Genomic DNA, 22,344 nt, shown 5'->3' on the forward strand with positions numbered 1-22,344 from the left:
CGTTTGGGGTTATGGAAATCGACATGACAGTAAGGGGGGTGGAATCAGCCGCAAAACAGACCGACGATCGACCTTCGCATTACGTTCGCCTCGGTCAGGAGGCGGCGGTCTGGTGGACGGGGATCTTCGGGGCGTGCAGCCGCCGGGTGCGGACCGGGGGCGTCGTGAGAGGCGCCTTCTCGAAGCGGAGGCGGTTGACCGCGAGGGCGAGCGAGACGCCCCAGACCAGGTGGCCGGCCAGCAGCGTGGCCTGGCGGCCCGCCCGGTCCTCGGTGGCCGGCGGGAAGGCGCCCACGCTCGGCGCCATCCCCTGATAGCCCAGGTACCAGACCGCCAGGCCGTACGCGGCGCCCATGGGGAGGGGGACGCGCTGCCCGGCGGACAGCAGCCCGAAGGCCGACCCGCACGCGGCGCCGAACGCGTAGTGCGCGATCGTGGCGAGCACGCTCTCGGCGGGCCCGGCGCCACGCCGGCCGGGGAGCATCGAGCGCACGAACCTCCTGGGCGGCCGCTCCTCCAGCAGGCCGGCCTTCTCCCCAGCCATCAGCACGGCGCTGTACACGGCCGTCGCCAGCGCGCCGCCGACGGCGCCGTTCACCAGGTTGCGCATCATGATGATGCCTTTTCCCACCCCGGCCGTCCCGGCCGCCTCCGGACTGCTCCGTTCTCGGCAAACAATCACAGTCAGCCCGTTGACCATGGCAGATGCCGGAAAACCGGCTGACCCGACTCCGGTGACGACGGGACGCGTCCGCTTCCGCTCACGCGCCTCCTGCTCACCGATCGACCGTTCGGGCAGGGGGCGCTCGGGAAACCGCAGCGCTTCGGATCGGGGGCGGCGATGAGGGCCTGGACACGAGCGCTCGTCGTCGTGCTCGCCTCGTTGACAGCCACGCTCGGTGTATGGGCCGGGTTCGCGCCGATGTCCTTCTATCAGCACGGCCCCCTGCCCTCCTGACACGGGCTGGGTGGCGATGCTGCCGCCGTACAGCGAACACCTGGTACGGGACTACGGCTTCATGAATCTCGGAATGACCGTGGGCTTCGTGGTGGCCGCGATCAGGTGACCCCGGTGTTGGTCCGTACCTGCGCGGCCGCGCTGTTCGTGTTCGCCGTACCGCACTCGGTGTTTCACAATCTCCACCTGCACCACCTGAGTGCCGCCGAGGCGGCGGTCCAGACGATCTCCATCGTGGTGCCGAGCGTCGTCCTCCCCGTCGTCGTGTTCCTGATGGCCGGTGGGCTCAAGCAAGCGGAGATCAAGACATGATTCCGTAGGTCCGGGGGAGGAGAAGCCACGCCGCTACCGGCCCGGACGCTGCGGATCACGCTCGCGCCTGATCGCCCCGCTGACCAGGTACTATCTGGCAGCGAGGTGGGGTCATGGACTCAGAAGTCGACTTCGAGGCGGTGTTCAACGCCATCGTTGTCCCGTCGGCGGTACTGACGCCGGACTTCGTCATCGTGGCCGTCAACGACGCCTTTCTGAGTGTGATGCATCGGACCCGGGCTGAGGTGCTCGGCCAACTGGCCTTCACCGCCTTCCCTGACAATCCAGGCGCTCCCAATGATCCCGCCGCGCATGGGATGCGTGCTTCGCTGGAGCGGGTGGCGGCCTCCGGCCGGCAGAACGTTCTGCCCATGCAGAGGTACGACGTCGAGGTGCCCGGCCGGCCGGGGGTGCTCGAGGAGCGGTACTGGAGCGCGGTCACCGCGCCCGTCCTCGGCCCGGACGGCGAAGTGAAACTGATCATTCACGCTGTCGAGGAAGTCACCGATTTCCTCCGGCAGCTACGGGGGCGCGGCGAAGACGGCGTGATCGACACCCGGACGGCGCTGGAGGCGATGACGACCAACGTCTACGCCCGCGCCCAGGAGCTCCACCACCTCAACGAACGGCTCAAACAGACAGCCGGACAACAACGCCATGCCATGGCGGCGCTGAGGGAGGCCATCGAACGGGAGCGGCGGTTCGTCTTCGACGCCTCCCACGACCTGCGCAACCCGATCACCGCGCTCCTGACCGAACTGGAGGTCGCGCTCTTAGAGCCCGACATCGACACGCATGAGACTTTGTCCAAATTGCTGCGGGACGCCGAGCGGCTCAACGAGATCGTGGCCGATCTGCTCGAACTCGCCCGCCTGGACACCGCGGCTCCCGACGCCGAAGTCGAGCTGATCGACCTGGGCCGCTTCGTCGTGGAGGAGCTGGAACGCCGTCGCATGACCGCTTCCGTCCACGCCCGGATCGATTCAGAGGTCGTGGTGACCGCCTGCAGGATCCGGCTGGCCCGGCTTCTGGGCAACCTGATGGCCAACGCCGAACGGCATACCACCACGACAATCGAGGTCGTCGTCGCCGCGGACCCGCCCCATGCGGTGCTTGAAGTCATCGACGACGGTCCCGGCGTCGCCCCAGCCGACCGCGAAAAAATCTTCGAACGGCTCTGCCGCCTGGACGATGCCCGTCACAAGGACCCCGGCGGCTCCGGGCTCGGCCTGCCCATCGCCCGGGAAATCGCCCGGGTCCACGGCGGTGACCTGTACGCCGCCGACCACCCCACCGGCGCCCGCTTCGTCCTCCGCCTCCCGCTCACTGCCGAGTAGCAGACGGTGCTTAGAGGGGTGTGAAGCGCTGTGCCAGCGCGAACAAGTGTGTCGAGGTCGCGCTGCTGCCCGGCGGCGACGTCGGCGTGCGGAACAGCAAGGACGAGGCCGGGCCCGTCCTGGTGTTCACCCCGGGGGAGTGGGACGCGTTCATCGGCGGTGTGAAGGACGGCGAGTTCGATGTCTGAGCCGAGCGCGGACGACTGTACGACCGCTACCCGGCCCGCTGTCGGCGCCGTACTCTCCGCTCACGACCAACCTCGGACTCCTCGACGCATGGAGCCTCTGGCTGGACGGCCAATCCACGATCGGCCACACCCTCTACGGCATCCCCATGATCTGGGTCGGACGAGCCGGCAAGATCCTCGCCTTCATCAGCGCCTTCGCCGTACTTGTCGACATCGTCGGGCCCGACCGGATCAGCCGCTACGGACGCTGGCTCACGAACGTCGACGAGCCCCTGGAGACCAAAACTCCCCTCATCTTCAACTACCTCATCATGGGGCTAGTCTTCGCGATCATCGCAGTGACACTGCGCATCATGCATGTACCACTGAACACACCCTGGCACTTCCCCGGACTGCCGCTGCTCGTCCTCCTTGTCCTCCTAGGGATCCCAGCAGCAGCCATGATGCTCGGGCCCAGACTCCTCGGATGGCTCTTCAGCAAACCGAGCTTCGCCACGGCCGTACGGATCCTGTCCCTGGCAGGGCTCATCATCGGCTTCCACTTCGACCTGCTCGCCTCCTAACTACGAGGATCGGATATGCCGCGTGGCGGGCGGTGAAGTGGTCATGACCCCGGCCGAGGAGGTCACCCTTCTGGTCGGCGAGCTCCGGCCGCTCATCGCCCAACTCGAGGACCTCCTCCCCGAGCCGGTCGAGGACGCCACCAAGGGGTCGACGCAGGCCCACAAGGTGACCGGCTCGCCGGCCCCGTGGCATGCCGAGGCCGGGCCGCTGCTGCTGACGATCCACGCCCGGCGTCCGCGAGCTGGAGGGCGACCTGCGGTACCACCTGACCGGCCACACGCGGTTGCGGCTGCGGTACGAGTCCACCGGGGAGCGCGGTGGCCGTACGGTCCGCCGGGTCGTGAAGGGGGACGCGCAGCGGGGCGGGTCGGACGCGAACACCGCGGCCGCGCTCGACTCCGTCGTGCGCCTGGCCCATGGCGTCCCCGACGACGTCGCGCGGCGAGCTCGGGCCGAGCTCGACCGGTGGGTTCGGCAGGCCCGCGAGGTCCGCGACATCGGCGAGTCGGAGAAGTGGATCCCGATCCACGTCCCGAAGGGCGCGCTCCCGCCGGCGTGCCCGTACTGCAAGACGTTCAGCCTGCGGATCGCACAGGACTCCGGCCGGGTGCGCTGCTCGAACCCCCGGTGCGAGGACGAGACGGGGGAGCGGCCGCGCGGCCGCATCGCCAAGAACCGGCTCGACGGCTCGGCCATGCTGGTCTGGGCTGACGGACGGACGATCTATTACGGAGAGGCCGGCTGACCGGCAGTGTTGATGCGAAAGGCCCTCGCGGCTCCGGTGAGGTCGAGGACACGCTTGAGGATGCCCCGGACGTTGGCGAGTTCCAGTGTGCCGCCCGCGGCACTGACGGTCCGCTCCGCCCGCAGCAGAGCCCAGATGCCGGATGTATCGCAGAAGGTGAGGTTGGCGACGTCCACCACGAGATGCTGTCGACCGCCCTGCAGGGCAGCGTCGATCGTGTCGGTCAGGCGGGCGCTTGAGACCATGTCGAGCTCGCCGTCGAGGGTGAGGATGGTCCGGGTGGATCCGTGCGTGATGGTGACTGACAGAGCAGTCATACCGGCTTCCGATCCCGATGCGAGAGAAGTCGTCTACACGCCCAAGTCGGGCAGGGACAAGTCACCGGTAAAACCACAGTAGCCCCGGATTGGTACCGCAACCACCCATGGAGGAGCAGTGACGAACCCGATCTACGGGGACCGCCCCCTGGGGAGCCCGTCCGGCTCCTGGCTGACGCGGTCGAGGTGCTCCGGCTGAACGGCACCACGAAGGTCATGGACCTGGTGGCCCTGGCCGACGTCGCCATCGGCGCCAGGACCGGTTGGATCGGCGCGATCGCGAGGGCGGGTGATCGGCCGTGACTGACCTGATTACGTTCCTCCATGCCCGCCTCGACGAGGAAGAGCAGACCGCCCGGGCGGCAGCCGCCGCGGCCGGAGGGATGCGCTGGCATGGGAGCGACACCGGGCTCTACAACGAGAACCACAGTGCGCATCCCGGGCCATCCCTGTCGGACGTTTACGGGTACCTCGACGAGGCTCTCGTGGCCCATCTCACTCGTCACGACCCGGCCCGCGTGCTGCGTGAGGTGGAAGCCAAGCGCTACGTACGGGACGGCACATCACTGTCCGCGCTACTTGCTCGATCTTTGCCGAGAACGGCAAGATCTCCACGCATCGTGAATACTTCGATCAGTTAGAGCTGTACAGCCAGCTCGGCTTCGAGCTCCATCCCGCGACGCAGACCCTCTCCAGGTGAGGAACTCCGAGGAGGCGAGGGGCCCCGATCTCCCGATCTCCTGATGGCCGGATACGAGCCGGCAGACCTGCCGTTACCTGTCCTGCCTGGGCGTAACGGTGGGTCGGCGTCGAGTCTGGGAGATCGACGCCGTCGTGCTCAACGGGCGCCAGTTCCTCCGCGACGCCGTCGAGCTATCGACGGTCTCACCGTCGGTGCCGTTCGCCCCGGGATGACCGGTGCAGCCAGGTGTCGAGTTCGATGGCGCACCTTTCGACGTGCCTGCGGCAGGAACCGTCCTGGGTGCTCGTCTGCACCATGACGCCGAGGAACTCGCCCTGGTCGCCCCGCACCACCGTAGGGCTGCCGACCTGGGCGAGGTTCCGGTTCCCAGACGCCTTTCCGGTGTTGACATTGGCCGAGCCGCCTCCGGGCGAGGGCCGGTGCGGCGGAAACGCGGAGACCGCCGCGCTGGCGTAGGCCGGGCGGGCGACGGTGGCGAGGGTGACGACGGCCCAGACGAGCAGGAGGGCGAACGAGGCGGATGAGGAGGCGGCCGGGGGAGCGGTCCGACGAGCGAGGGGGGAGCATCGCGTACGACCGTGTTCGCATGTCGGGCCTGCCATGTGTCTGTCCGCTTCCTGAGCGCCCACCCTCACGGGGTGAGGGAGATATCCTGGTAGGCATCCGTATACCCCGGGAGCACGGACGACTCGCGGGCTTCGGGATCTCTTTGCCGAGCTCGCAAGAAGCCGGCGCGCGAGGGCCGCACCCCTGAGGTCCAGGGCCCTGATCCTCAGGCGCCGCGCACCTCCCCCAGTCAGCGCAGTGCTGCTTCGACCGCACCTACTGTGGACATAACGCGCTGAACGATCTCCTGCTTCTCGCCCACCGGTGCTGCATACTCAATCGCGGTCGCGGCGGCGGTCTCGCCGACCGTGTGGAGCAGCGTCCACGCTGCCAGGTATACGGATGCCAGGCAGCCCCCGGCGGTCGCGATCGGACCCTCCGCATGGAATGGCGTGTCCAGTACCGTCACCCCCTGCTCCTCAAGCCAAGGCCGAGTGATGGTGTCGGTGCAGGCAGGCTGCCCGGCAAGGAGACCAAGGCGTGCCAGCACCAGGGCTCCGGAGCACTGCGAACCGATCAACTGGCGTGCGGGGTCGAGCGGCAGACTCGCCAGGAGCGTGTCATCGGCGACGACATCACGCGTCTTGATGCCACTGCCAAGGAGGACGACGTCGGCCTCCGTCACGAAGTCCAGCGGCCGCTGACAGGCCACCTCCACGCCATTCATCGAGGTCACAACGGGCACCGGCGACGTGATATATGCGGTCACGCCTGCGCCTTGCACGCGCGCGCGATTGATCAGCCCAGACGCGATAAAGCTGTCGAGCTCGTTGAACCCGTCAAATGTGACGACCGCGACCTGCAAGATGACTCTCCCCATGCATGTTCAGCTAGTACAAGTCTCGCACTTCGGGGCGACGAGTGCGGCTAACTCCATACTGGGGTAATGGCTTGGGAGTGGGTGGCTCCAACGGCGACTGGAGTCGCTGGGAGCTTAGGCATGTTCTTCACCTGGTGGTCTGGCCATCATATTCCCAGCGGGAGACCGATAGCCCGGCGCAGGCCGGGCTTTCGCGTATCCGGGGTCAGTCCACACCCCGATCACGCGCCACCGGCCCTGGCAGTGCACGAGTTCCATCACCCCGGACCTGGCCGGCCCCACCGCTCGGACCTTCCAGTGCCGGACGGTCAGCTCCTCGACCGACAGGCCGGCCCGGTTGCCGGTCCACCAGTCGCAGCTCCTCGCTGTACGGCTCCTCCAGCTCAGCCACCCGGTATGTCCGATCCCACGCCTGGGCTTCCTCGCCGGGCTGGCCTACCACCTGCTGATCGACAGGGACAAGAAGGCGCCGTGATCTGATGGCGAGCAAGGGGCGCGGCGGTCACGCCTATCGCCGCCTCATCACCCAGGTCAAGGCACGACCCGACGGGTGGACCTGCTGCCGGTGCCGCCACCCCGTCTACCCCGAGGTGCGCTGGCCCGACCCGCAGTCCTGGTCGCTCGACCACCTCGACCCCCTCATGCACGGCGGCTCGCTGCTCGACCCGAGCATGGTGATCCATATGCCCACGATCAACCGCGACGTTTCCGCAGGTCAGGGCAGGTTTTCTAGATCACTCTGGAAGGGAGACCCCGGGACGAATGACGGGCGTCGTCGGTCAGGGGGTCGGGTTCGCGGTGCCCGGTTCGTCGAGGAAGGCTTTCGTGGCCCGCATGGCGCGGGGGTCGAGCAGAGTCGTCGCGTGTCCTCGGCCGCGGAGCAGGAGGAGGCGGGCGTCCGGGATGCCGCGCGCGGTCGCTCGGGCGAGCTCGGGTGGGATGAGCGGGTCGCGGGTGCCGCCGACGACGAGCGTGGGTGCGGCGATCTCGCCGAGCCGTTCCGTCACATCCCAGTCCTGGACGGCCTCGATGAGCGCGACCTCGCCGGGGGCCCGCTCATCGCCGCCGCCCCGCGCGTAGAGGGCCGCCACGACCAGGCGCAGCGGGCCGTGCGCCACGAGGCCGCTGCCGATCCACGCGGAGGACTGTCCCCGACGTTCCAGCTCGACGCCGCGCAGCAGGTCACGTCGTCCCCGGTCGCTGACCCGGCTCGCGGCGACGCTGACGACCAGGCGGTGCACGACGTCGGCGTGGTCCATCGCGAGCTGGAGGGCGGTGATCCCTCCACCGGAGACACCCATGACGTCGACCGGCTTCCCGAACCGCTCCCGGAGCGCGAGGGCGTGCCATCCGGCCAGTTCGGCGATGGTGGTGCCAGAGCGCATGTCCACGGGACGGCAGATCAGGTGCGCCGTACGGCCGGACCCGAGCGCGACGGCGCGGACCGACCTGGCCAGCGAGCGGGGTACCTCCTTCGACAGGTCGGCGCCCTGGCCGAGACCGGGCAGGAACACCAAGGGCGGGCCGTCCCCGGCGGTCACCACGGACAGACCGTTGTTCAGCCGTTCGCCGCGCATGGGAACCCCCACTCGTGCTCGATGCCGGAAAGCCTACGCAGAAACAGCGGACAGGCGGCGCGGCCGCGCTACCGAGGAAACCCGATTGCCTCGGGGGCCATGGTTCGTGTTGGCTGCGCAGCATGTCTGAAATGCGTACCGATCGGTTGGTTCTTCGCCGATGGCGAGATTCCGACCTCGAACCGTGGGCGGCGATGAACGCCGATCCTGAGGTCCGGGAGTACTTGGGCGACCTGCTTACCCGCGAACAGAGCGATTCCTCCGTGTCGCGGTTCCAGAGCGAGTTCGATCAGCGAGGCTACGGGTGGTGGGCGGTCGAACTGCTTGCCACCGGCGAGTTCATCGGCTTCGCAGGCCTGGACAAGGTGGATGACGGCATGCCGTTCACGGGGGTGGAGATCGGCTGGCGACTCGCCCGCTCAGCATGGGGCCACGGTTACGCTACAGAGGCGGCCCTGGCCGGCCTGACCTTCGGCTTTGAGACTCTCGAACTCCCGGAAATCCTTGCGGTGACGACCGCCACCAACCTCCGGTCCCAAGCGGTGATGCGCCGGATCGGGATGACCCGGGATCCAGGCGACGACTTCGACGATCCCACAGTGCCCGCAGGACCACTGCGCCGGAACGTGCTGTACCGGATCGCCCGTGATGCGAGGACCTGACGTTGTGCGGCGCTAGCCGCGTCCGGTCTCGGCGAAGTGCTCGTGTCCCAGCACCGCGAGGAGTCGCAGCTTCTCGTGGCCCTCGGTGCGCGGGGGAGCGGTGAGCACGAGCAGCGCCTGGGACTGGTCCTCGGTGAACAGCACCTGACAGTCCAGCTCGATCGGACCGAGCTCGGGATGGATGAGCGTCTTGTGGTCCTCGAAGCGCGTGGCCACCTCGTGCCGGTCCCACAGCTCGGCGAACTCCGTGCTCGCCTTCTGCAGCGCCCGCACGAGCTCACCGGCCCGGGACCGCGGGCCCATCGATCCGTAGGCGACCCGCAGGTTCGCCACCTGGGCGCGGCTCTGCCTGTCGCGGTCTTCCTCCGGGTAGCGCAGCCGTTCGGAGGGGTCGGTGAACCACCGGTAGATCCCGCTGCGGGCGAGGCCCGTGTGGCCGGACTTGTCGCCGAACAGGGCGTCGGCCATCCGGTTCTGCACCAGCGTCTCGCCCAGGTTGGACAGGATGAGCGCCGGGGTGTCGTCGAGGCGGTCGAGCACCCGCAGCAGCGCGGGGGCGACGTGCGTCGCGGCGGTCACCGGCGCCGGGGCGTTGTGCCCCGCCATCCGGAACAGGTAGTCGCGCTCGTCGCCGGTCAGCCGCAGCGCGCGGGCGAGCGACGCGAGCATCTGCTCGCTGGGCTGCGGACCGCGCCGCTGTTCGAGCCGGGTGTAGTAGTCGGTCGACATGGCGGCGAGGGCCGCCACCTCCTCGCGCCGCAGGCCCGGCGCCCGGCGGCGGGCGCCCATGGGGAGCCCGACGTCCTCCGGCCGCAGCGCCTCCCGGCGCCTGCGCAGGAAGTCGGCGAGTGCACTGCGGTCCATGCGTTCAGTATCCGCTCCGCGGCCGGGGTCCGATTACCGCGAACCAGGGATCGCCGATCCCCCGATAAGCGCTCTCTGCACCCGCCGCCGTGCGCCGCCCACCCTGGAGGCATGAAAATCTCCGGCAACACCATCTTCATTCCGGGTTCCACGAGCGGCATCGGCCTCGCCCTCGCGGTCGAACTGAACGCCAGGGGCAACACGGTCATCGTCGGCGGCCGGCGCACCGAACTGCTGGATCGGATCGCCGCGGAGCACCCCGGCATCGACACTGTGCGGATCGACACGGCCGACGCCGCGAGCATCGAGTCCGCCGCGAAGGAGGTGCTGGCCAGGCACCCGGACCTCAACGTCCTGGTCACGATGGCCGGCATCATGCGCGTCGAGGACTGGCACAGCCCCGAGTCGTTCCTCGCCTCCGCCGAGTCGGTCATCACGACGAACGTGCTCGGTCCGATCCGTCTCATCGCCGCGTTCATCGAGCACCTGCAGACGCGGCCGGACGCCACCGTCGTCACCGTCTCCTCGGGCCTGGCGTTCACGCCGCTCAAGGTCACGCCGAGCTACAACGCGTCGAAGGCCGCGATCCACATGCTCAGCGAGTCGATCCGGCTGCAGCTCGCCGACACGACCGTGAAGATCGTGGAGCTCGAGCCTCCGTCCGTACGCACCTCGCTGCTGCCCGGCCAGGAGAACAGCGAGCACGCGATGCCGCTCGACGAGTTCGTGGCGGAGGCCGTCGAGCTGCTCAGGACGCAGCCCGACGCTAAGGAGATCCAGGTGGAGCGGGTGAAGTTCCTGCGCTACGGCGAGGCGCGCGGCGACTACAACCAGGTCGTCGAGACGCTCAACGCGTCCGACCCCCACGGCAGATAGCCGCCCGCGTAAGGGACCCGTGGCGGCCGTCCGGACGCCGGTCGTACGTGGTCAGGACTGGTACACCCGGGTCAGCAGCTCCATCAGCTGCCGGCCTTCGGCCGCGCTGAGCGGCGCCAGGAGTTCGGCGTTGGCCCTCTCCGCCAGCTCCGCGCACCGCTCCAGGGTTCGCACGCCCGCCGGCGTCACCGTCACGGCGTTCTTGCGGCGGTCCCGCGGGTCGGGCTCCCGTATCGCCAGCCCGGCCTCCTCCAGCTGGTTGAGCAGGATGACCACGTCCTTCGGGTCGAAGCCCAGCCTGCGCACCACATCCGCCTGGGCGACCGGGCCGTACTCGCTCACCGCCGCGAGCACGGCGTGATGCGACAGTTTCAGCCCCTCGCCGGCGATCGCCTCGGCGACCAGGCTCCGGCCGCGCTCCGCCACGCGGCCGGCCAGCCAGCTCGGCAGGGACTGGATGTGCGCCAGTGCGCGCGGGCGTTCGGTCACGGAGGCAGGGTATCCAAATCCATTGGACTTCCCAATGACTTCTCTCTACGCTGAGATCCGTTGGTAATTCCAATGAATTGGAGATGCCCGTGCGTCGTGTCCGCTACGAGGTGAGCGGCGGCCCTGAGGTCCTCTTCGTCGAGGAGGCGCCCGTTCCGGAGCCCGGACCGGGCGAGCTGCTCGTCCGAGCCGAAGCGGTCGGCGTCACGCTGCCGGCCGTACGGAAGGTGCGCGAGGCCGCGGACCCGGTCCCGCTCGGCGGCGAGGTGGCGGGCACGGTCGCCGCCGTGGGCGAGGGCGTCGCCGGCTTCGCCGTGGGCGACCGCGTCACCGGTCTCTGCTTCTCCCACGCCTACGCCGAGCTGGCCCTGATCCACGAGGCGATGGCCTCCGTCGTTCCCGGGGGGACGACCGGCATCGACGCCGTCGCCCTGGTCCGCAGCGGCCTGGTGGCGCGCGGCGCCTACGAGGCCGGACGCCCCCACCCCGGCGACGCCGTCCTGGTCACCGCGGCGGCCAGTGCGGTCGGCACCCTCGCACTGCAGTACGCGAAGGCGGGCGGCGCCTCCCGTGTGGTCGCGGCCGTCGGCAGCGCGGACAAGGCGGAGTTCGTCCGCGCCCTCGGCGCCGACGAGGTGGTCCTGTACGGGGACGGATCCTGGGGCGATCCGGTCGACGTCGTCGTCGACGGGGTGGGCGGAGACGTCCTCGGCCCCGCGGTGCGCGCCCTCGCGCCCGGCGGCCGGCTGGTCGCCTTCAGCTCGGGCGGCGGCACGGTCGACGCGTACGAGCTGCTGGTCCGCAGCGCCTCGGTCGTCGGCTTCCAGCTGGCGGCCATCGCGCGGGGCAGGCCCGAGGTGTACGCGCGCTGGCGTGACGAGCTGTGGGAGCTCCACCGCGGCGGCACGCTGCGCCCCCACGTGTTCGCCGAGATCCCGCTCGCCGAGGCGGCCCGTGCCCACGAGATCATCGAGTCCCGTCGCAACCTCGGCAAGGTCGTCCTGGTGCCCTGAGATCGGGACGAGCGTCGCCGGAGGCCGGACGTCCGCGGCGCGGTCGTCCGGTGCGCGCTACCAGGCGGTGGAGCCGCCGTCGACGGGGTAGTTGGCGCCCGTGATGTACCCCGCGCGGTCGGAGGCGAGGAACGCCGCCAGCTCGACGACCTCCTCGGGCCGGGCGAAGCGCTTGAGGAGCGTCTTGGCGGTGATCGCGTCCCGGGCCGCCTGGTTGTCGCCGAGGTCGCGGTCGCTGAGCGGGGTGAGGGTGGGTCCGGGGCTGATCGCCACCACCCGGATGCCGTGGGGTGCGCCTTCGAGCGCCAGTTGCCGCGTCATGCCGATGATGCCGGCGTTCGCCGCGCTGTGGGCGACCATCGGGGGGACGGCGCCGCCGATCATGCCGGCGATGGACGCGACGTTGACGATGACGCCGCCGCCGCGCCGGACCAGGTGCGGCCAGGCGAACTTCGACACGAAGAAGGGGATGTCGAGCTCGCCGGTCAGGGTCGCCCGCCAGTCCTCGATCGAGACGTCGGGCATCGGGCCGAAGCGGACCAGGGCGGCGTTGTTGTAGATCACGTCGAGCCCGCCGTAGACGGCCGCCGCGTCGTCGACGGCCCGTCGCACCTGTTCCGGTTCGGTGAGATCGACCGGCGCGAAGCCCGTCATTTCGCCGCCCGCGGCGCGGACGAGCTCGACCGTCTCGTCGTTGGTGCGGGGGTTGATGTCGAGTCCGACGATCTTCGCGCCCTCCCGCGCGAAGACCTGCCCGGCGACTCGGCCCAGGCCGCCTCCGCTGCCGGTGATCAGCACTACCTTCTCGTCAAGCGTTCCCATGGAATCTCTCCTGGTCCAGTCCGTGGTCGTCCGGGTGGCTCCGCGCGTCCCGGTCCGTGGCGCGGCCTCCGTGGTCGAGCCCCCTCGTCGGTACTTGACGAGTCAATCAAATCGATAATTGACGTGTCAATCACATGCCCGTCGTGCCGCCGTGACGCTCGTCACGCCGGTGCCGGCTGCCGGGCGCCTGCCATCATGATCGGATGCACGAGACGTGGAACGCGTGGGGACATGTCGTCGTCGCGGCCGTCCTGGCCCTTCCCGTGGCGGTCCTCGCCGCGTTCCTCCTCGCGCGCCGCCGCCGCCGCGCGGGACATCCCGCTCCCCGGCGGACGGCGTTCGCGGACGTCGCCGTCGTGGCCGGTACCGCCCCCTGGATCTGGATGATCCTCACGCCGGGGACGGCGCGGGGCGTGGACCTCGTCCCCCTGGTCGACCTGGCGGACCAGATCGTGTCGATGCCCCCGGTGGCGGCGTTCGTGCAGATCGGGGGCAATCTCCTGGACTTCGCGGCGCTCGGCGCGGCGCTTCCGGTCCGCTCGCCGCGCTTCGCCTCGCTCACCGCCGTGGCCGCCGTCGCGGCCACGGCCTCGCTCACCGTCGAGATCCTCCAGTACGCCCTCCGGATCGGGCGGGTGAGCTCGGTGGACGACGTGATCCTCAACACGGCGGGCGCGGTGCTCGCGGCGCTCGCCACCCGGAGGTGGTGGGCCCGGCCTCCCGGCCCTCGCCGTGGCCGCGCCGAGGCCCGGGAGGTCAGGCGGCGGCGATCTCGCCGAGCAGCCGGTCCCAGTCGGCCGTGAACCGGCGGATGTCGTAGCGGGCGAGCGCCGCGGCCCGGGCGGCCTTGCCCGCCTGGGCGGCGAGCTCGGGGTCGGAGGCGTACGCGTCGAGCGCCCGGACGAGCGATGTGATCTTGGTGGACACGACGCCGGCCTCCGGCGGCACGGCCTCCACGGCCTCGGTGGTCGCCAGCGCCACGACCGGCATGCCGATCATCATGGCCTCGATGAGCGACAGGCCCAGCGAGGTCCAGCGGTAGGGGTGCAGGTAGACGCGCCGGCGCGCGAGCCCGGCGTGCATCTCGGCCTGCGGCACGTCCTCGTACGCCTGGACCCGGTCCGTCAGGCCCAGAGTCGTGGGCAGCCCGGTGACCCCCATGCCGTACACGTCGAGCGGCGCGGCGGCGGCGAACGTGGGCAGCAGGTCGGTGCCGGCGACGCGCCACCTGCGGATCGGCTCGTTCACGACCACGCCCGCGTGCGGAAGCTCGCCCGTGTAGAGGTGGCCCGGGTCGACCACGCCGTGCTCGATCACATGGGTGGGAGCGTGCCCGGAGTCCCAGAACAGGTCGTTGAAGTGGGTGACGTGGACGAGCGGGATGTCCCCGCGGCCGGCCAGGGCGTGCCGGGTCTTCGGGACGTCGCCCGCCGGGGTGTTGTGCTCGACGTACACGCCGGGCACGGGCCGGCCGAGCCACTCCCGGGCCAGGTCGACCTCGTGCGGCCGCTGGTAGACGACCACGTCGACCTCCTCGTCCGCGAGCCGGTCGAACGGCACCTCGCGCACGTTCTCCGGCCATGGGTAGGTGCGGGCCCGCCCGCGTCCGTCGGGCCCGCGGTCGGGCGTCAGCGGAACCAGGTAGTCGTGGCCCCCCTGCACGAAGGAGGTGGTCCACGAGCCGTGCACGTGCCAGACCAGAATTCGCATCAGATCATCGCTCCCCGTCCGTCGATCGGTCGGCCTTCCCGCGGTCCCTCACGCCGCCCCGTCGGCCCCACCCCCCTGCCCCGCCAACCCGCCTTCATCCCCCTCGCGAGGCGTGCCCACGCCGGCGCCGTCCAGCACCATGTCCACGGCCGCGCCCAGGTCGGGCGCCACCTCGGGGGCGGCGGCCACCTCCTCGGGCAGCGTCACGGGCGTCGGTACGAGGATTCCCCGCGCGCCGGCCGCCCGTGCGGCCGCGACGTCGCGCCCGATGTCGCCGATCACCACGCAGTCGCCCGGCGCCACGCCCAGCGTCCGCGCGGCGCGCAGCACGAGCCCGGGGGCGGGCTTGCGGCAGTCGCAGCCGTCGTCGTCGTCGTGCGGGCACACGGCCCACACGTCGAACGGACCGAGAAGCTCCTCCACGCGGGCGTTCACCTCGCGCAGGGCCTCCGGGCTGATGATCCCCCTGGCCACCCCCGACTGGTTGCTCACGATCCCCATCGGGAGGCCGGCCCGGCGCAGGCGGTCGAGCGCCCGGCCTGCGCCCGGGACCGGTTCGACCAGGTTTGGATCGCTGTTGTATGGAACGTCCCGGATGAGCGTTCCGTCACGATCGAAGAGCACCGCGGCGGGGCGGCGCGAATGGCGTGGCAATACGTCCTCCTGCATGAACCGCCCCCCGGGCTACCCGGGCCTCAAGGTCGCAAACACGGCCATTGACTACTGACAGTGACGATTTCTGAGTTCACCCCCCACTCACGTCGAGTTATCCGCAAAGCGGTGTTTAGAAGCGCTTCTCTCGGTAACCAGACACCCACCGCGCAACGGAGGTAAACCGATGCGATTCCTGGGGATAAACGCGATATTCCATGATCCAGCCGCCGCGCTGGTCGTGGACGGAGAGGTGGTCGCGGCCGCCGAGGAGGAGCGGTTCAGCCGCCGCAAGCACGGCAAACGGCCGGTGCCGTTCTCCGCCTGGGAGCTGCCCGAGATGGCGGCCGCCTGGTGCCTGGAGCAGGCCGGGCTCCGCCCGGAGGACCTGGACGGGGTCGCCTACTCGTTCGACCCCCGGCTCGTCCGCCCCGGGCAGGCCGGGCTCGACGACCGCTGGGAGGACCTGCGCACCACCTACGCCCATCGCGCCCCCAACTTCCTCGCCACCGCGCTTCCCGGGCTCGACCCCGCCCAGGTGAGCTTCGTCCCCCACCACGTCGCCCACGCGGCGTCCGCCGGTCTCGCCGCGCCGTTCCGGGAGTCGGCCGTCCTCGTCTGCGACGGGCGGGGCGAGGCGGTCTCCCACCTCGCCGGGCACTACCAGGACGGCGAGCTGACCGTCCTGGCCACTCAGGAGCTTCCCCACTCGCTGGGACTCATGTACGAGGACCTCACCCAGCACCTCGGCTTCCTCAGGTCGAGCGACGAGTACAAGGTCATGGCCATGGCCTCCTACGGGCGCCCCCGCTTCCTCAGGGAGCTGCGCGAGCTCGTCCACCCGACGGGCGACGGGGGGTTCCGCGTCGAGCCGATCGACTGGAGCGTGTACGCCAAGGCCCTGTCGAAGGGCGAGGCGTGGACGGCCGACCACGCCGACCTGGCCGCCAGCGTCCAGATCCGCCTGGAGGAGGTCCTGCTGGACCTCGTCCGCTGGCTGCACGACCGGACCGGCGCCCGCCACCTGACCATGGCCGGGGGCGTCGCGCTCAACTGCGTGGCCAACACCCGCCTGTTCCACGAGGGTCCGTTCGAGGACGTGTGGGTGCAGCCGGCGGCGGGAGACTCCGGCACCGCCCTCGGCGGCGCGCTGCACCTGGCCCGAGCGCACGGCGACCCGGTCGTCCCGATGCCCGGCGCCGACCTCGGCCGCGGGTGGAGCGACGACGAGCTGGCCGCCTGGCTGGACGTGGCCAAGGTGCCGTACGAGCGGCCGGCGGACCTGGCCGCGGCCGTGGCCGCCGAGCTCGCCGCCGACAGGATCGTGGCCTGGTTCCAGGGACGGGCCGAGTACGGCCCGCGGGCGCTCGGCCGCCGGTCGCTGCTCGCGCACCCCGGCAGGCCGGGCAACACCGAGCGGCTGAACGACGTCAAGGGCCGCGAGCAGTTCCGTCCCATCGCCCCGATGGTGCGGGCGGAGCGCGCCCCCGAGATCTTCGGCAGGGGCCCGGTGCCGAGCCCGTACATGCTGTTCGTCCACGACGTGCGGCCCGAGTGGCGCGGGCGCATCCCCGCGGTCGTGCACGTAGACGGGACCGCGCGCATCCAGACGGTCGAGCGCGACCGGGACCCGCTGCTCGCGCGGCTGCTGGAGGAGTTCGAGGCGCGGACCGGGCTGCCCGTGGTGGTCAACACCAGCCTCAACACCGCGGGCCGTCCCATGGTCGACGACCCGCGCGACGCGCTGGAGTGCTTCGGCTCCGCGCCCGTCGATGTGCTCGTGCTCGGCCCGTACCTGGTGCGCAGAGGGGCGGTGTTCGCCGGATGACCAGACCGACGCCAGGCGGCGACCGCCGCCGCACGACCGCCGCCGCGCCCGGCGCCGCGGCGGAGACCACACCCCGCGCCACGCAGGCGAAGGCCCGCGGGAAGGCGTCCGGGACGGCCGCTGCCCGGGGCCGTACGGCGCGGAAGGACAGCGGGCCCGCCGTGACCGTCGTGATCCCGACGATCGGGCGGCCCAGCCTGGCCGCGACGCTCGCCGCGATCGGGCCCGGCCCGGAGATCATCGTGGTGGACGACCGGACCGGCGACCCGGAGCCCCTGGCCGTGCCCGCGCGCGTCCGGGTCCTGCGATCCGGCGGACGCGGGCCGGCGGCGGCGCGCAACGTCGGCTGGCGCGCCGCGACGACGCCCTGGGTGGCGTTCGTGGACGACGACGTCGTCCCCGGGCCCGGGTGGGTGGAGGCGCTGGCCCGCGACCTGGCGGACCTGCCGGCGACGGTGGGCGGCAGCCAGGCGCGGCTGGAGGTGCCGCTGCCCGGCGACCGCCGCCCGACCGACGCCGAGCGCAACACCGCCGGTCTTGCCGGCGCCCGGTGGATCACCGCCGACATGGCCTACCGCAGGTCGGCCCTGGAGGCGGCGGGCGGCTTCGACGAGCGGTTCCCGGCCGCCTACCGGGAGGACTGCGACCTCGCGTTACGCGTCGAGGCGGCGGGCTTCTCCCTGGTCGGGGGCGAGCGGCTGACGCGGCACCCCGTCCGCCCCGACGGGTTCTGGTCGAGTGTGCGGCTCCAGCGGGGCAACGCCGACGACGCGCTGATGCGCCGGGTGCACGGACCGGGCTGGCGGGACGCCATCGGCGGCGCTCCCGGGCGGCTTCGGCGGCACGCCCTGACGACGGGCGCCGCGGTCCTGGCCCTCGGCCTGTCCGCGGCGGCGGCCCTGACGGCCCGGCCCGGCCCCGGCCGGCGGGCGCTGGGCGCGGCGGCCGGAGCGGCCGGCCTCGCCTGGCTCGGGCTGACCGCCGAGTTCGCCTGGGCGCGGATCGCGCCCGGGCCGCGGACCGCGGAGGAGATCCTGCGCATGACGGTGACGAGCGTGGTCATCCCGCCGGTCGCGTGCGCGCACCGGCTCAGGGGCGAGGCGTCGGCGCGGGCAGGAGGGCGCTCGTGATCGGGACCGCCCTGGTGGTGCGGCCCGACAACGCGGGCGACGTCCTGCTGGCCGGCCCGGCCATCCGGGCCGTGGCCGCGGGCGCGCGCGAGGTCGTGCTGCTCGCCGGGCCGCACGGCCGGGCCGCGGGCGAGCTGCTCCCGGGTGTGGACCGCGTGATCGAGTGGCAGACCCCCTGGATCGATCCCGGCCACGTGCCCGCGACCGAGGCCCACATCCTGGGGCTGATCGACGCCGTGCGCGAGATCGCGCCCGACGCGGCGCTGATCCTCACCTCGTTCCACCAGTCGGCCCTGCCGACGGCGCTGCTGCTCCGGATGGCCGGCACGCCGGTGATCGCCGCCATCAGCGCCGACTACCCCGGCTCCCTGCTGGACGTGCGCCACGTCGTCGACGAGGACGTGGACGTGCCGGAGGCCGAGCGCATGCTCGACCTCGCCGGGGCCGCCGGGTTCGCGCTCCCGCCCGGCGACGACGGCCGCCTCGCCGTGCGGACGCCCCTGCCGGAGGTCGACCACTTCACCGGGCCGCCCGGGTACGTCGTGGTCCACCCCGGCACCACGGCCCCGGCGCGTGCCTGGCCTCCGCAACGCTGGGTCGAGGCCGTCGAGGGGCTCCTCGAGGCGGGGGAGCGGGTCGTGGTCACCGGCAGCCCGGGGGAGCGCGAGCTCACCGCCCTCGTGGCCGGGCCCAAGGCGCTCGACCTGGGCGGCGCCACGACCTTCGCCGAGCTCGCCGCCGTCCTCGCCGGGGCGAGCGCCGTCGTGGCGGCCAACACCGGCCCCGCCCACCTGGCCGCCGCCGTCGGCACGCCCGTCGTCAGCCTCTTCGCGCCCGTCGTGCCCGCCGCCCGCTGGGCCCCGTACGGCGTGCCGTCCGTGCTGCTGGGAGACCAGCAGGCTTCCTGCCGGGGGACCCGTGCGAGGGTCTGCCCCGTCCCCGGCCATCCGTGCCTCTCCTCCGTCCGTGGAGATCAGGTCGTCGAGGCGGTCCGCCGCCTCGCCGTCGTGAAAGAGAGGGTGCCATGAGGATCGCCCTGATATCGGAACACGCCAGCCCGCTGGCGACCCTCGGCGGTGTCGACGCGGGCGGGCAGAACGTGCACGTGGCGGCACTGGCCGTCGCCCTGGCCCGGCGGGGCAACGAGGTCACCGTGCACACCCGGCGGACCTCGCCCGGCCAGCCCGACCGGGTGGAGATGGCGCCCGGGGTCACGGTCGAGCACGTGCCCGCCGGGCCGGCCGAGCAGGTGCCCAAGGACGAACTCCTGCCGTACATGCAGGAGTTCGCCGAGCACCTCGCCCGCCGCTGGGCGGCCGGGCCGCCCGACGTGGCGCACGCGCACTTCTGGATGAGCGGGCTCGCGACCGTGACGGCCGCCGAGGACCTCGGCGTGCCCGTCGTGCAGACGTTCCACGCGCTCGGCACGGTGAAGCGGCGCTGGCAGGGCGCGGCGGACACCAGCCCGCCCCGGCGCGTCGCGGTCGAGCGCGACGTGGGACGCCGCGCGCTCGCGGTGATCGCCACCTGCAGCGACGAGGTCAGGGAGCTGACGGTCATGGGCGTGCCGGCCGACCGGATCACCGTCGTGCCCTGCGGCGTCGACCTGGACACCTTCCGCCCGGACGGCCCGGCCGCCCCCGGCAACGGCCGGCCGCGCGTGCTCAGCATCGGCCGCATGGTGCCGCGCAAGGGCGTGGACACGGTGATCCGGGCGATGCGCCTGGTGCCGGGGGCCGAACTCGTCGTCGCGGGCGGGGACCCCGCCGACCCGTCCGACGAGGAGACCGCCCGGCTGCGCGAACTGGCCGCCGCCTACGGCCTGGCCGACCGGGTCCACCTGATCGGCGGCGTGGGCCGCCGGGACGTGCCCGCTCTGATGCGCTCGGCCGACGTCCTGGCGACCGTGCCCTGGTACGAGCCGTTCGGCATGGTGCCGCTGGAGGCGCTGGCGTGCGGCGTGCCCGTCGTGGCCTCCGCGGTCGGCGGCCATCTCGACACGGTGGCCGGCTGCGGTGTCCTCGTCCCGCCCCGCAGGCCCCGCGCCCTGGCCCGGGCGCTGTGCGACCTGCTGGCCAGGCCCGCGCTGCGGGCCGCGCTCTCGGCGGCCGGGGTGCGCCGGGCCCGCGCCCGGTACGGCTGGCCGCGGGTGGCCGAGCAGACCGAGTCCGTATATCGCAACCTGATCGGCGGGCGCCTCGGCAGCCTCGCCGCGGCGGGAGGCTGAGCGATGCATCCTCACTTGGCCCGGCTGAGCACCGCGCTGTCGGCGGTCGACCCGGAGACCCCCAAGATCTACGCCTGGGGATTCAAGCTCGCGGGCGTCCTCAGCGGCGGCGGGCGGCTGCTCGCCTGCGGCAACGGCGGCTCGGCCGCCGAGGCCCAGCACCTGACGGCGGAGCTGGTGGGGCGCTACCGCGCCGACCGCCGGCCGTACGCGGCGATCCCGCTGCACGCCGACACCTCGACGCTGACGGCGATCGGCAACGACTTCGGCATGGGGGAGCTGTACGCCCGGCAGGTGCGGGCGCACGGGCGCCCCGGCGACGTGCTGATGTGCCTGTCCACCAGCGGGTCGAGCCCGAACGTCACCGAGGCCGCCGAGGCGGCGCGCGAGTGCGGGCTGACGACGTGGGCGCTCACCGGGCCCGCGCCGAACCCGCTGGCGGACCTGTGCGACGAGGCCATCGCCGTTCCCGCCGGGGACACCGCGACCGTCCAGGAGGTGCACCTCACAGTGATCCACATGCTCTGCGACGTGATCGAGAAGGCGTGCGCGTGACCGGACCCATCGGACCCATCGGACCCATCGTCATCGTCGGAGACTCCCTGCTGGACGTCGACGTCGAGGGCGACGCCAACCGGCTGTGCCCGGACGCGCCCGTCCCGGTGGTGGAGGGGCGGGCGGAGCACCACCGCCCCGGAGGGGCGGGGCTGGCGGCGCTGCTGGCCGCCCGCGACGGCACGGAGGTCGTGCTCGTCACCGCCATCGGGGACGACGCCTCCGGCAGGCGGCTGGAGAGCCTGCTCGCGCCCACCGTCGAGCTCGTACGGCTGCCGCTGCGCGGGTCCACGGTCCGCAAGACCCGGGTGAGGGCGCGCGGCCAGACGCTGCTGCGGATCGACACCGGAGACGGGGGACCGGCGGCGGACGCGGCCGCGTCGGGCCGGGCGGCGGCCGCGCTGCGAAGGGCCGCGGCCGTGCTGGTGGCCGACTACGGCGGAGGCGTGGCCGACCTCCACCGGGACCTCCTGGGCGGCCTCGACGTCCCCCTCGTCTGGGACCCCCATCCCCGCGGCTCGCTCCCGATCCCGGGGTGCGCGCTGGTCACCCCGAGCGAGGCCGAGGCCAGGACGCTGTCCGGCGAGCCGTACGCCCCGGCCGACCGGGCGGCCCGCCGCCTGGTCCGCGACCTCGGCGCGGAGGCCGTCGCCGTCACGCTCGGCGAGCGGGGGGCCGTGCTGGCGCGCCGGGGCGGCCGGTTCTGCGCGGTCCCGCCCCCCGCGGTCGCGGTCGGCGCCGACGTCTGCGGCGCGGGCGACCGGTTCGCCGCCGCGGCGGCGCTCGCGCTGGCCGACGGCGCCCCCACCGAGGACGCGGTCGTCCGGGCCGTCGGGGAGGCCACCCGGTTCGTGGAGGAGGGCGGTGCGGCCGGGCTGCGCCTCGCCCGGCCGGCGGCCGAGGTTCCCGCGCCGTTCGCCCCCGGGGCGTCGGCCTTCGAGGTGGCGGCCGCCGTGCGGGCGGCGGGCGGGCGGCTGATCGCCACCGGCGGCTGTTTCGACCTGCTGCACGCCGGGCACGTGAGCCTGCTGCGCCGGGCCCGGGCGCTCGGGGACGCGCTCGTGGTCTGCCTCAACTCCGACGCGTCGATCCGGCGCCTCAAGGGCCCGAGCCGGCCCGTGGTGCGCGAGCGGGACCGGGTGGAGGTCCTGCGGGCGCTGGGCTGCGTCGACGCCGTCACGGTCTTCGACGAGGACACGCCTTCGGAGATCATCGAGCGCCTCGGCCCGGACGTGTGGGTCAAGGGCGGCGACTACAGCGAGAGGTCCATGCCCGAGGCCGAGGCCGTGCGGCGGTCCGGGGGCGAGGTCGTCATCCTGCCGACCGTGCCCGGCTACTCGACGACCGGCCTGATCGCGGCCGCGCAGGCGGCCTCCTGACACGCGACTCG

At 72.2% G+C, this 22,344-nt stretch carries 27 protein-coding genes; 17 read left to right on the top strand and 10 right to left on the bottom strand.

Annotated features, from left to right (window positions below):
* Window positions 1-94: 94 nt before the first annotated feature.
* On the bottom strand, window positions 95-613 hold the full coding sequence (locus Mco01_RS10645) for a DUF6789 family protein (RefSeq protein ID WP_204056710.1): 519 nt from the start codon (window positions 611-613) through the stop codon (window positions 95-97).
* Window positions 614-1,063: 450 nt separating this feature from the next.
* Here Mco01_RS10645 and Mco01_RS10650 point away from each other — a divergent pair, with 450 nt between their 5' ends.
* The 5 genes from Mco01_RS10650 to Mco01_RS10670 all read left to right on the top strand — a co-directional run bounded on the left by Mco01_RS10650 (window position 1,064) and on the right by Mco01_RS10670 (window position 4,104).
* Window positions 1,064-1,270: a hypothetical protein gene (locus Mco01_RS10650; protein WP_204056711.1), complete on the top strand. Its 207-nt coding sequence runs from the start codon at window positions 1,064-1,066 to the stop codon at window positions 1,268-1,270.
* Between the two features lie 113 nt (window positions 1,271-1,383).
* Window positions 1,384-2,607 carry a PAS domain-containing sensor histidine kinase gene (locus Mco01_RS10655; protein WP_204056712.1) on the top strand — a complete coding sequence of 408 codons (1,224 nt, stop codon included), beginning with the start codon at window positions 1,384-1,386 and terminating at the stop codon, window positions 2,605-2,607.
* 20 nt (window positions 2,608-2,627) lie between these two features.
* On the top strand, window positions 2,628-2,795 hold the full coding sequence (locus Mco01_RS10660) for a DUF397 domain-containing protein (RefSeq protein WP_204056713.1): 168 nt from the start codon (window positions 2,628-2,630) through the stop codon (window positions 2,793-2,795).
* A gap of 146 nt (window positions 2,796-2,941) precedes the next feature.
* Entirely contained in the window at window positions 2,942-3,358 is a 417-nt protein-coding gene (locus Mco01_RS10665; protein ID WP_204056714.1) for a hypothetical protein, read from the top strand.
* Between the two features lie 341 nt (window positions 3,359-3,699).
* Entirely contained in the window at window positions 3,700-4,104 is a 405-nt protein-coding gene (locus tag Mco01_RS10670) for a hypothetical protein (RefSeq protein ID WP_204056715.1), read from the top strand.
* Here Mco01_RS10670 and Mco01_RS10675 read toward each other — a convergent pair.
* A complete protein-coding gene (locus Mco01_RS10675) occupies window positions 4,086-4,421 on the bottom strand; it encodes an STAS domain-containing protein (protein WP_204056716.1) in 336 nt (111 codons plus the stop codon). The genes Mco01_RS10670 and Mco01_RS10675 overlap by 19 nt on opposite strands.
* 299 nt (window positions 4,422-4,720) lie before the next feature.
* On the opposite strand from Mco01_RS10675, the gene Mco01_RS10680 reads away from it, so the two are divergent.
* Complete coding sequence (locus Mco01_RS10680) at window positions 4,721-5,062, top strand: DUF6221 family protein (protein WP_204056717.1); 342 nt, start codon at window positions 4,721-4,723, stop codon at window positions 5,060-5,062.
* Between the two features lie 244 nt (window positions 5,063-5,306).
* On the opposite strand, the gene Mco01_RS10685 is transcribed toward Mco01_RS10680, so the two are convergent.
* Both Mco01_RS10685 and Mco01_RS10690 read right to left on the bottom strand, forming a co-directional pair.
* Window positions 5,307-5,726, bottom strand: a complete 420-nt coding sequence (locus Mco01_RS10685; protein ID WP_204056718.1) for a hypothetical protein — start codon at window positions 5,724-5,726, stop codon at window positions 5,307-5,309.
* Window positions 5,727-5,920: 194 nt separating this feature from the next.
* Window positions 5,921-6,535 carry a DJ-1/PfpI family protein gene (locus Mco01_RS10690; RefSeq protein ID WP_204056719.1) on the bottom strand — a complete coding sequence of 205 codons (615 nt, stop codon included), beginning with the start codon at window positions 6,533-6,535 and terminating at the stop codon, window positions 5,921-5,923.
* A gap of 352 nt (window positions 6,536-6,887) precedes the next feature.
* Between Mco01_RS10690 and Mco01_RS39765 the strand changes: the two genes are divergently transcribed.
* Complete coding sequence (locus Mco01_RS39765) at window positions 6,888-7,025, top strand: hypothetical protein (RefSeq protein ID WP_204056720.1); 138 nt, start codon at window positions 6,888-6,890, stop codon at window positions 7,023-7,025.
* Between the two features lie 304 nt (window positions 7,026-7,329).
* On the opposite strand, the gene Mco01_RS10700 is transcribed toward Mco01_RS39765, so the two are convergent.
* Window positions 7,330-8,127 carry an alpha/beta fold hydrolase gene (locus tag Mco01_RS10700; protein ID WP_204056721.1) on the bottom strand — a complete coding sequence of 266 codons (798 nt, stop codon included), beginning with the start codon at window positions 8,125-8,127 and terminating at the stop codon, window positions 7,330-7,332.
* A gap of 131 nt (window positions 8,128-8,258) precedes the next feature.
* Here Mco01_RS10700 and Mco01_RS10705 point away from each other — a divergent pair, with 131 nt between their 5' ends.
* The gene (locus Mco01_RS10705; RefSeq protein ID WP_275410481.1) at window positions 8,259-8,789 is read left to right on the top strand and encodes a GNAT family N-acetyltransferase; all 531 of its coding nucleotides are present in this window, start codon (window positions 8,259-8,261) and stop codon (window positions 8,787-8,789) included.
* Window positions 8,790-8,801: 12 nt separating this feature from the next.
* Here Mco01_RS10705 and Mco01_RS10710 read toward each other — a convergent pair whose 3' ends face one another.
* On the bottom strand, window positions 8,802-9,653 hold the full coding sequence (locus Mco01_RS10710) for a helix-turn-helix transcriptional regulator (protein WP_204056723.1): 852 nt from the start codon (window positions 9,651-9,653) through the stop codon (window positions 8,802-8,804).
* Between the two features lie 111 nt (window positions 9,654-9,764).
* On the opposite strand from Mco01_RS10710, the gene Mco01_RS10715 reads away from it, so the two are divergent.
* Window positions 9,765-10,529, top strand: a complete 765-nt coding sequence (locus tag Mco01_RS10715) for an SDR family oxidoreductase (protein WP_204056724.1) — start codon at window positions 9,765-9,767, stop codon at window positions 10,527-10,529.
* A 51-nt stretch (window positions 10,530-10,580) separates the two neighbouring features.
* Here Mco01_RS10715 and Mco01_RS10720 read toward each other — a convergent pair whose 3' ends face one another.
* Window positions 10,581-11,018 carry a MarR family winged helix-turn-helix transcriptional regulator gene (locus tag Mco01_RS10720; protein ID WP_204056725.1) on the bottom strand — a complete coding sequence of 146 codons (438 nt, stop codon included), beginning with the start codon at window positions 11,016-11,018 and terminating at the stop codon, window positions 10,581-10,583.
* 83 nt (window positions 11,019-11,101) lie between these two features.
* Between Mco01_RS10720 and Mco01_RS10725 the strand changes: the two genes are divergently transcribed.
* The gene (locus tag Mco01_RS10725) at window positions 11,102-12,031 is read left to right on the top strand and encodes a quinone oxidoreductase family protein (protein ID WP_204056726.1); all 930 of its coding nucleotides are present in this window, start codon (window positions 11,102-11,104) and stop codon (window positions 12,029-12,031) included.
* Between the two features lie 57 nt (window positions 12,032-12,088).
* Here the strand turns inward: Mco01_RS10725 and Mco01_RS10730 are convergent, their stop codons facing one another.
* The gene (locus Mco01_RS10730) at window positions 12,089-12,853 is read right to left on the bottom strand and encodes an SDR family NAD(P)-dependent oxidoreductase (RefSeq protein ID WP_204056727.1); all 765 of its coding nucleotides are present in this window, start codon (window positions 12,851-12,853) and stop codon (window positions 12,089-12,091) included.
* A 203-nt stretch (window positions 12,854-13,056) separates the two neighbouring features.
* Between Mco01_RS10730 and Mco01_RS10735 the strand changes: the two genes are divergently transcribed.
* On the top strand, window positions 13,057-13,656 hold the full coding sequence (locus Mco01_RS10735) for a VanZ family protein (protein WP_204056728.1): 600 nt from the start codon (window positions 13,057-13,059) through the stop codon (window positions 13,654-13,656).
* On the opposite strand, the gene Mco01_RS10740 is transcribed toward Mco01_RS10735, so the two are convergent.
* A complete protein-coding gene (locus Mco01_RS10740; RefSeq protein WP_204056729.1) occupies window positions 13,610-14,563 on the bottom strand; it encodes a glycosyltransferase in 954 nt (317 codons plus the stop codon). The genes Mco01_RS10735 and Mco01_RS10740 overlap by 47 nt on opposite strands.
* Window positions 14,564-14,611: 48 nt before the next feature.
* Window positions 14,612-15,232: a D-glycero-alpha-D-manno-heptose-1,7-bisphosphate 7-phosphatase gene (locus tag Mco01_RS10745; RefSeq protein ID WP_204056730.1), complete on the bottom strand. Its 621-nt coding sequence runs from the start codon at window positions 15,230-15,232 to the stop codon at window positions 14,612-14,614.
* Window positions 15,233-15,401: 169 nt separating this feature from the next.
* Here Mco01_RS10745 and Mco01_RS10750 point away from each other — a divergent pair, with 169 nt between their 5' ends.
* The 6 genes from Mco01_RS10750 to rfaE2 are packed head-to-tail and all read left to right on the top strand — an operon-like array spanning window position 15,402 to window position 22,333.
* The gene (locus Mco01_RS10750; RefSeq protein WP_204056731.1) at window positions 15,402-17,042 is read left to right on the top strand and encodes a carbamoyltransferase family protein; all 1,641 of its coding nucleotides are present in this window, start codon (window positions 15,402-15,404) and stop codon (window positions 17,040-17,042) included.
* Entirely contained in the window at window positions 17,039-18,172 is a 1,134-nt protein-coding gene (locus Mco01_RS10755) for a glycosyltransferase family 2 protein (protein WP_204056732.1), read from the top strand. The genes Mco01_RS10750 and Mco01_RS10755 overlap by 4 nt, the downstream gene beginning before the upstream one ends.
* Window positions 18,169-19,200, top strand: a complete 1,032-nt coding sequence (locus Mco01_RS10760) for a glycosyltransferase family 9 protein (protein ID WP_204056733.1) — start codon at window positions 18,169-18,171, stop codon at window positions 19,198-19,200. Before Mco01_RS10755 ends, Mco01_RS10760 begins: the two co-directional genes overlap by 4 nt.
* A complete protein-coding gene (locus Mco01_RS10765) occupies window positions 19,197-20,399 on the top strand; it encodes a glycosyltransferase (RefSeq protein WP_204056734.1) in 1,203 nt (400 codons plus the stop codon). Before Mco01_RS10760 ends, Mco01_RS10765 begins: the two co-directional genes overlap by 4 nt.
* A 3-nt stretch (window positions 20,400-20,402) precedes the next feature.
* Complete coding sequence (locus Mco01_RS10770) at window positions 20,403-20,954, top strand: D-sedoheptulose-7-phosphate isomerase (protein WP_204056735.1); 552 nt, start codon at window positions 20,403-20,405, stop codon at window positions 20,952-20,954.
* Complete coding sequence (gene rfaE2 / locus Mco01_RS10775) at window positions 20,951-22,333, top strand: D-glycero-beta-D-manno-heptose 1-phosphate adenylyltransferase (protein WP_239103503.1); 1,383 nt, start codon at window positions 20,951-20,953, stop codon at window positions 22,331-22,333. The genes Mco01_RS10770 and rfaE2 overlap by 4 nt, the downstream gene beginning before the upstream one ends.
* The last annotated feature ends 11 nt before the right edge of the window (window positions 22,334-22,344 follow it).

Origin of the sequence: Microbispora corallina (assembly GCF_016863035.1) — a bacterium.
Classification (GTDB): Bacteria; Actinomycetota; Actinomycetes; order Streptosporangiales; family Streptosporangiaceae; genus Microbispora; species Microbispora corallina.

Excerpts from the sequence above, each read along its gene's own strand:
- Mco01_RS10655 (WP_204056712.1), top strand. The coding sequence starts at position 1,384 with ATGGACTCAGAAGTCGACTTCGAGGCGGTGTTCAACGCCATCGTTGTC.
- Mco01_RS10700 (WP_204056721.1), bottom strand. The coding sequence starts at position 8,127 with ATGCGCGGCGAACGGCTGAACAACGGTCTGTCCGTGGTGACCGCCGGG.
- Mco01_RS10755 (WP_204056732.1), top strand. The coding sequence starts at position 17,039 with ATGACCAGACCGACGCCAGGCGGCGACCGCCGCCGCACGACCGCCGCC.
- Mco01_RS10750 (WP_204056731.1), top strand. The coding sequence starts at position 15,402 with ATGCGATTCCTGGGGATAAACGCGATATTCCATGATCCAGCCGCCGCG.
- Mco01_RS10740 (WP_204056729.1), bottom strand. The coding sequence starts at position 14,563 with ATGCGAATTCTGGTCTGGCACGTGCACGGCTCGTGGACCACCTCCTTC.
- Mco01_RS10770 (WP_204056735.1), top strand. The coding sequence starts at position 20,403 with ATGCATCCTCACTTGGCCCGGCTGAGCACCGCGCTGTCGGCGGTCGAC.
- Mco01_RS10715 (WP_204056724.1), top strand. The coding sequence starts at position 9,765 with ATGAAAATCTCCGGCAACACCATCTTCATTCCGGGTTCCACGAGCGGC.
- Mco01_RS10675 (WP_204056716.1), bottom strand. The coding sequence starts at position 4,421 with ATGACTGCTCTGTCAGTCACCATCACGCACGGATCCACCCGGACCATC.
- Mco01_RS10745 (WP_204056730.1), bottom strand. The coding sequence starts at position 15,232 with ATGCAGGAGGACGTATTGCCACGCCATTCGCGCCGCCCCGCCGCGGTG.
- Mco01_RS10730 (WP_204056727.1), bottom strand. The coding sequence starts at position 12,853 with ATGGGAACGCTTGACGAGAAGGTAGTGCTGATCACCGGCAGCGGAGGC.
- Mco01_RS10685 (WP_204056718.1), bottom strand. The coding sequence starts at position 5,726 with ATGGCAGGCCCGACATGCGAACACGGTCGTACGCGATGCTCCCCCCTC.
- Mco01_RS10725 (WP_204056726.1), top strand. The coding sequence starts at position 11,102 with ATGCCCGTGCGTCGTGTCCGCTACGAGGTGAGCGGCGGCCCTGAGGTC.
- Mco01_RS10645 (WP_204056710.1), bottom strand. The coding sequence starts at position 613 with ATGATGCGCAACCTGGTGAACGGCGCCGTCGGCGGCGCGCTGGCGACG.
- Mco01_RS10765 (WP_204056734.1), top strand. The coding sequence starts at position 19,197 with ATGAGGATCGCCCTGATATCGGAACACGCCAGCCCGCTGGCGACCCTC.
- Mco01_RS10665 (WP_204056714.1), top strand. The coding sequence starts at position 2,942 with ATGATCTGGGTCGGACGAGCCGGCAAGATCCTCGCCTTCATCAGCGCC.
- Mco01_RS10705 (WP_275410481.1), top strand. The coding sequence starts at position 8,259 with ATGCGTACCGATCGGTTGGTTCTTCGCCGATGGCGAGATTCCGACCTC.
- Mco01_RS10735 (WP_204056728.1), top strand. The coding sequence starts at position 13,057 with ATGCACGAGACGTGGAACGCGTGGGGACATGTCGTCGTCGCGGCCGTC.
- Mco01_RS10710 (WP_204056723.1), bottom strand. The coding sequence starts at position 9,653 with ATGGACCGCAGTGCACTCGCCGACTTCCTGCGCAGGCGCCGGGAGGCG.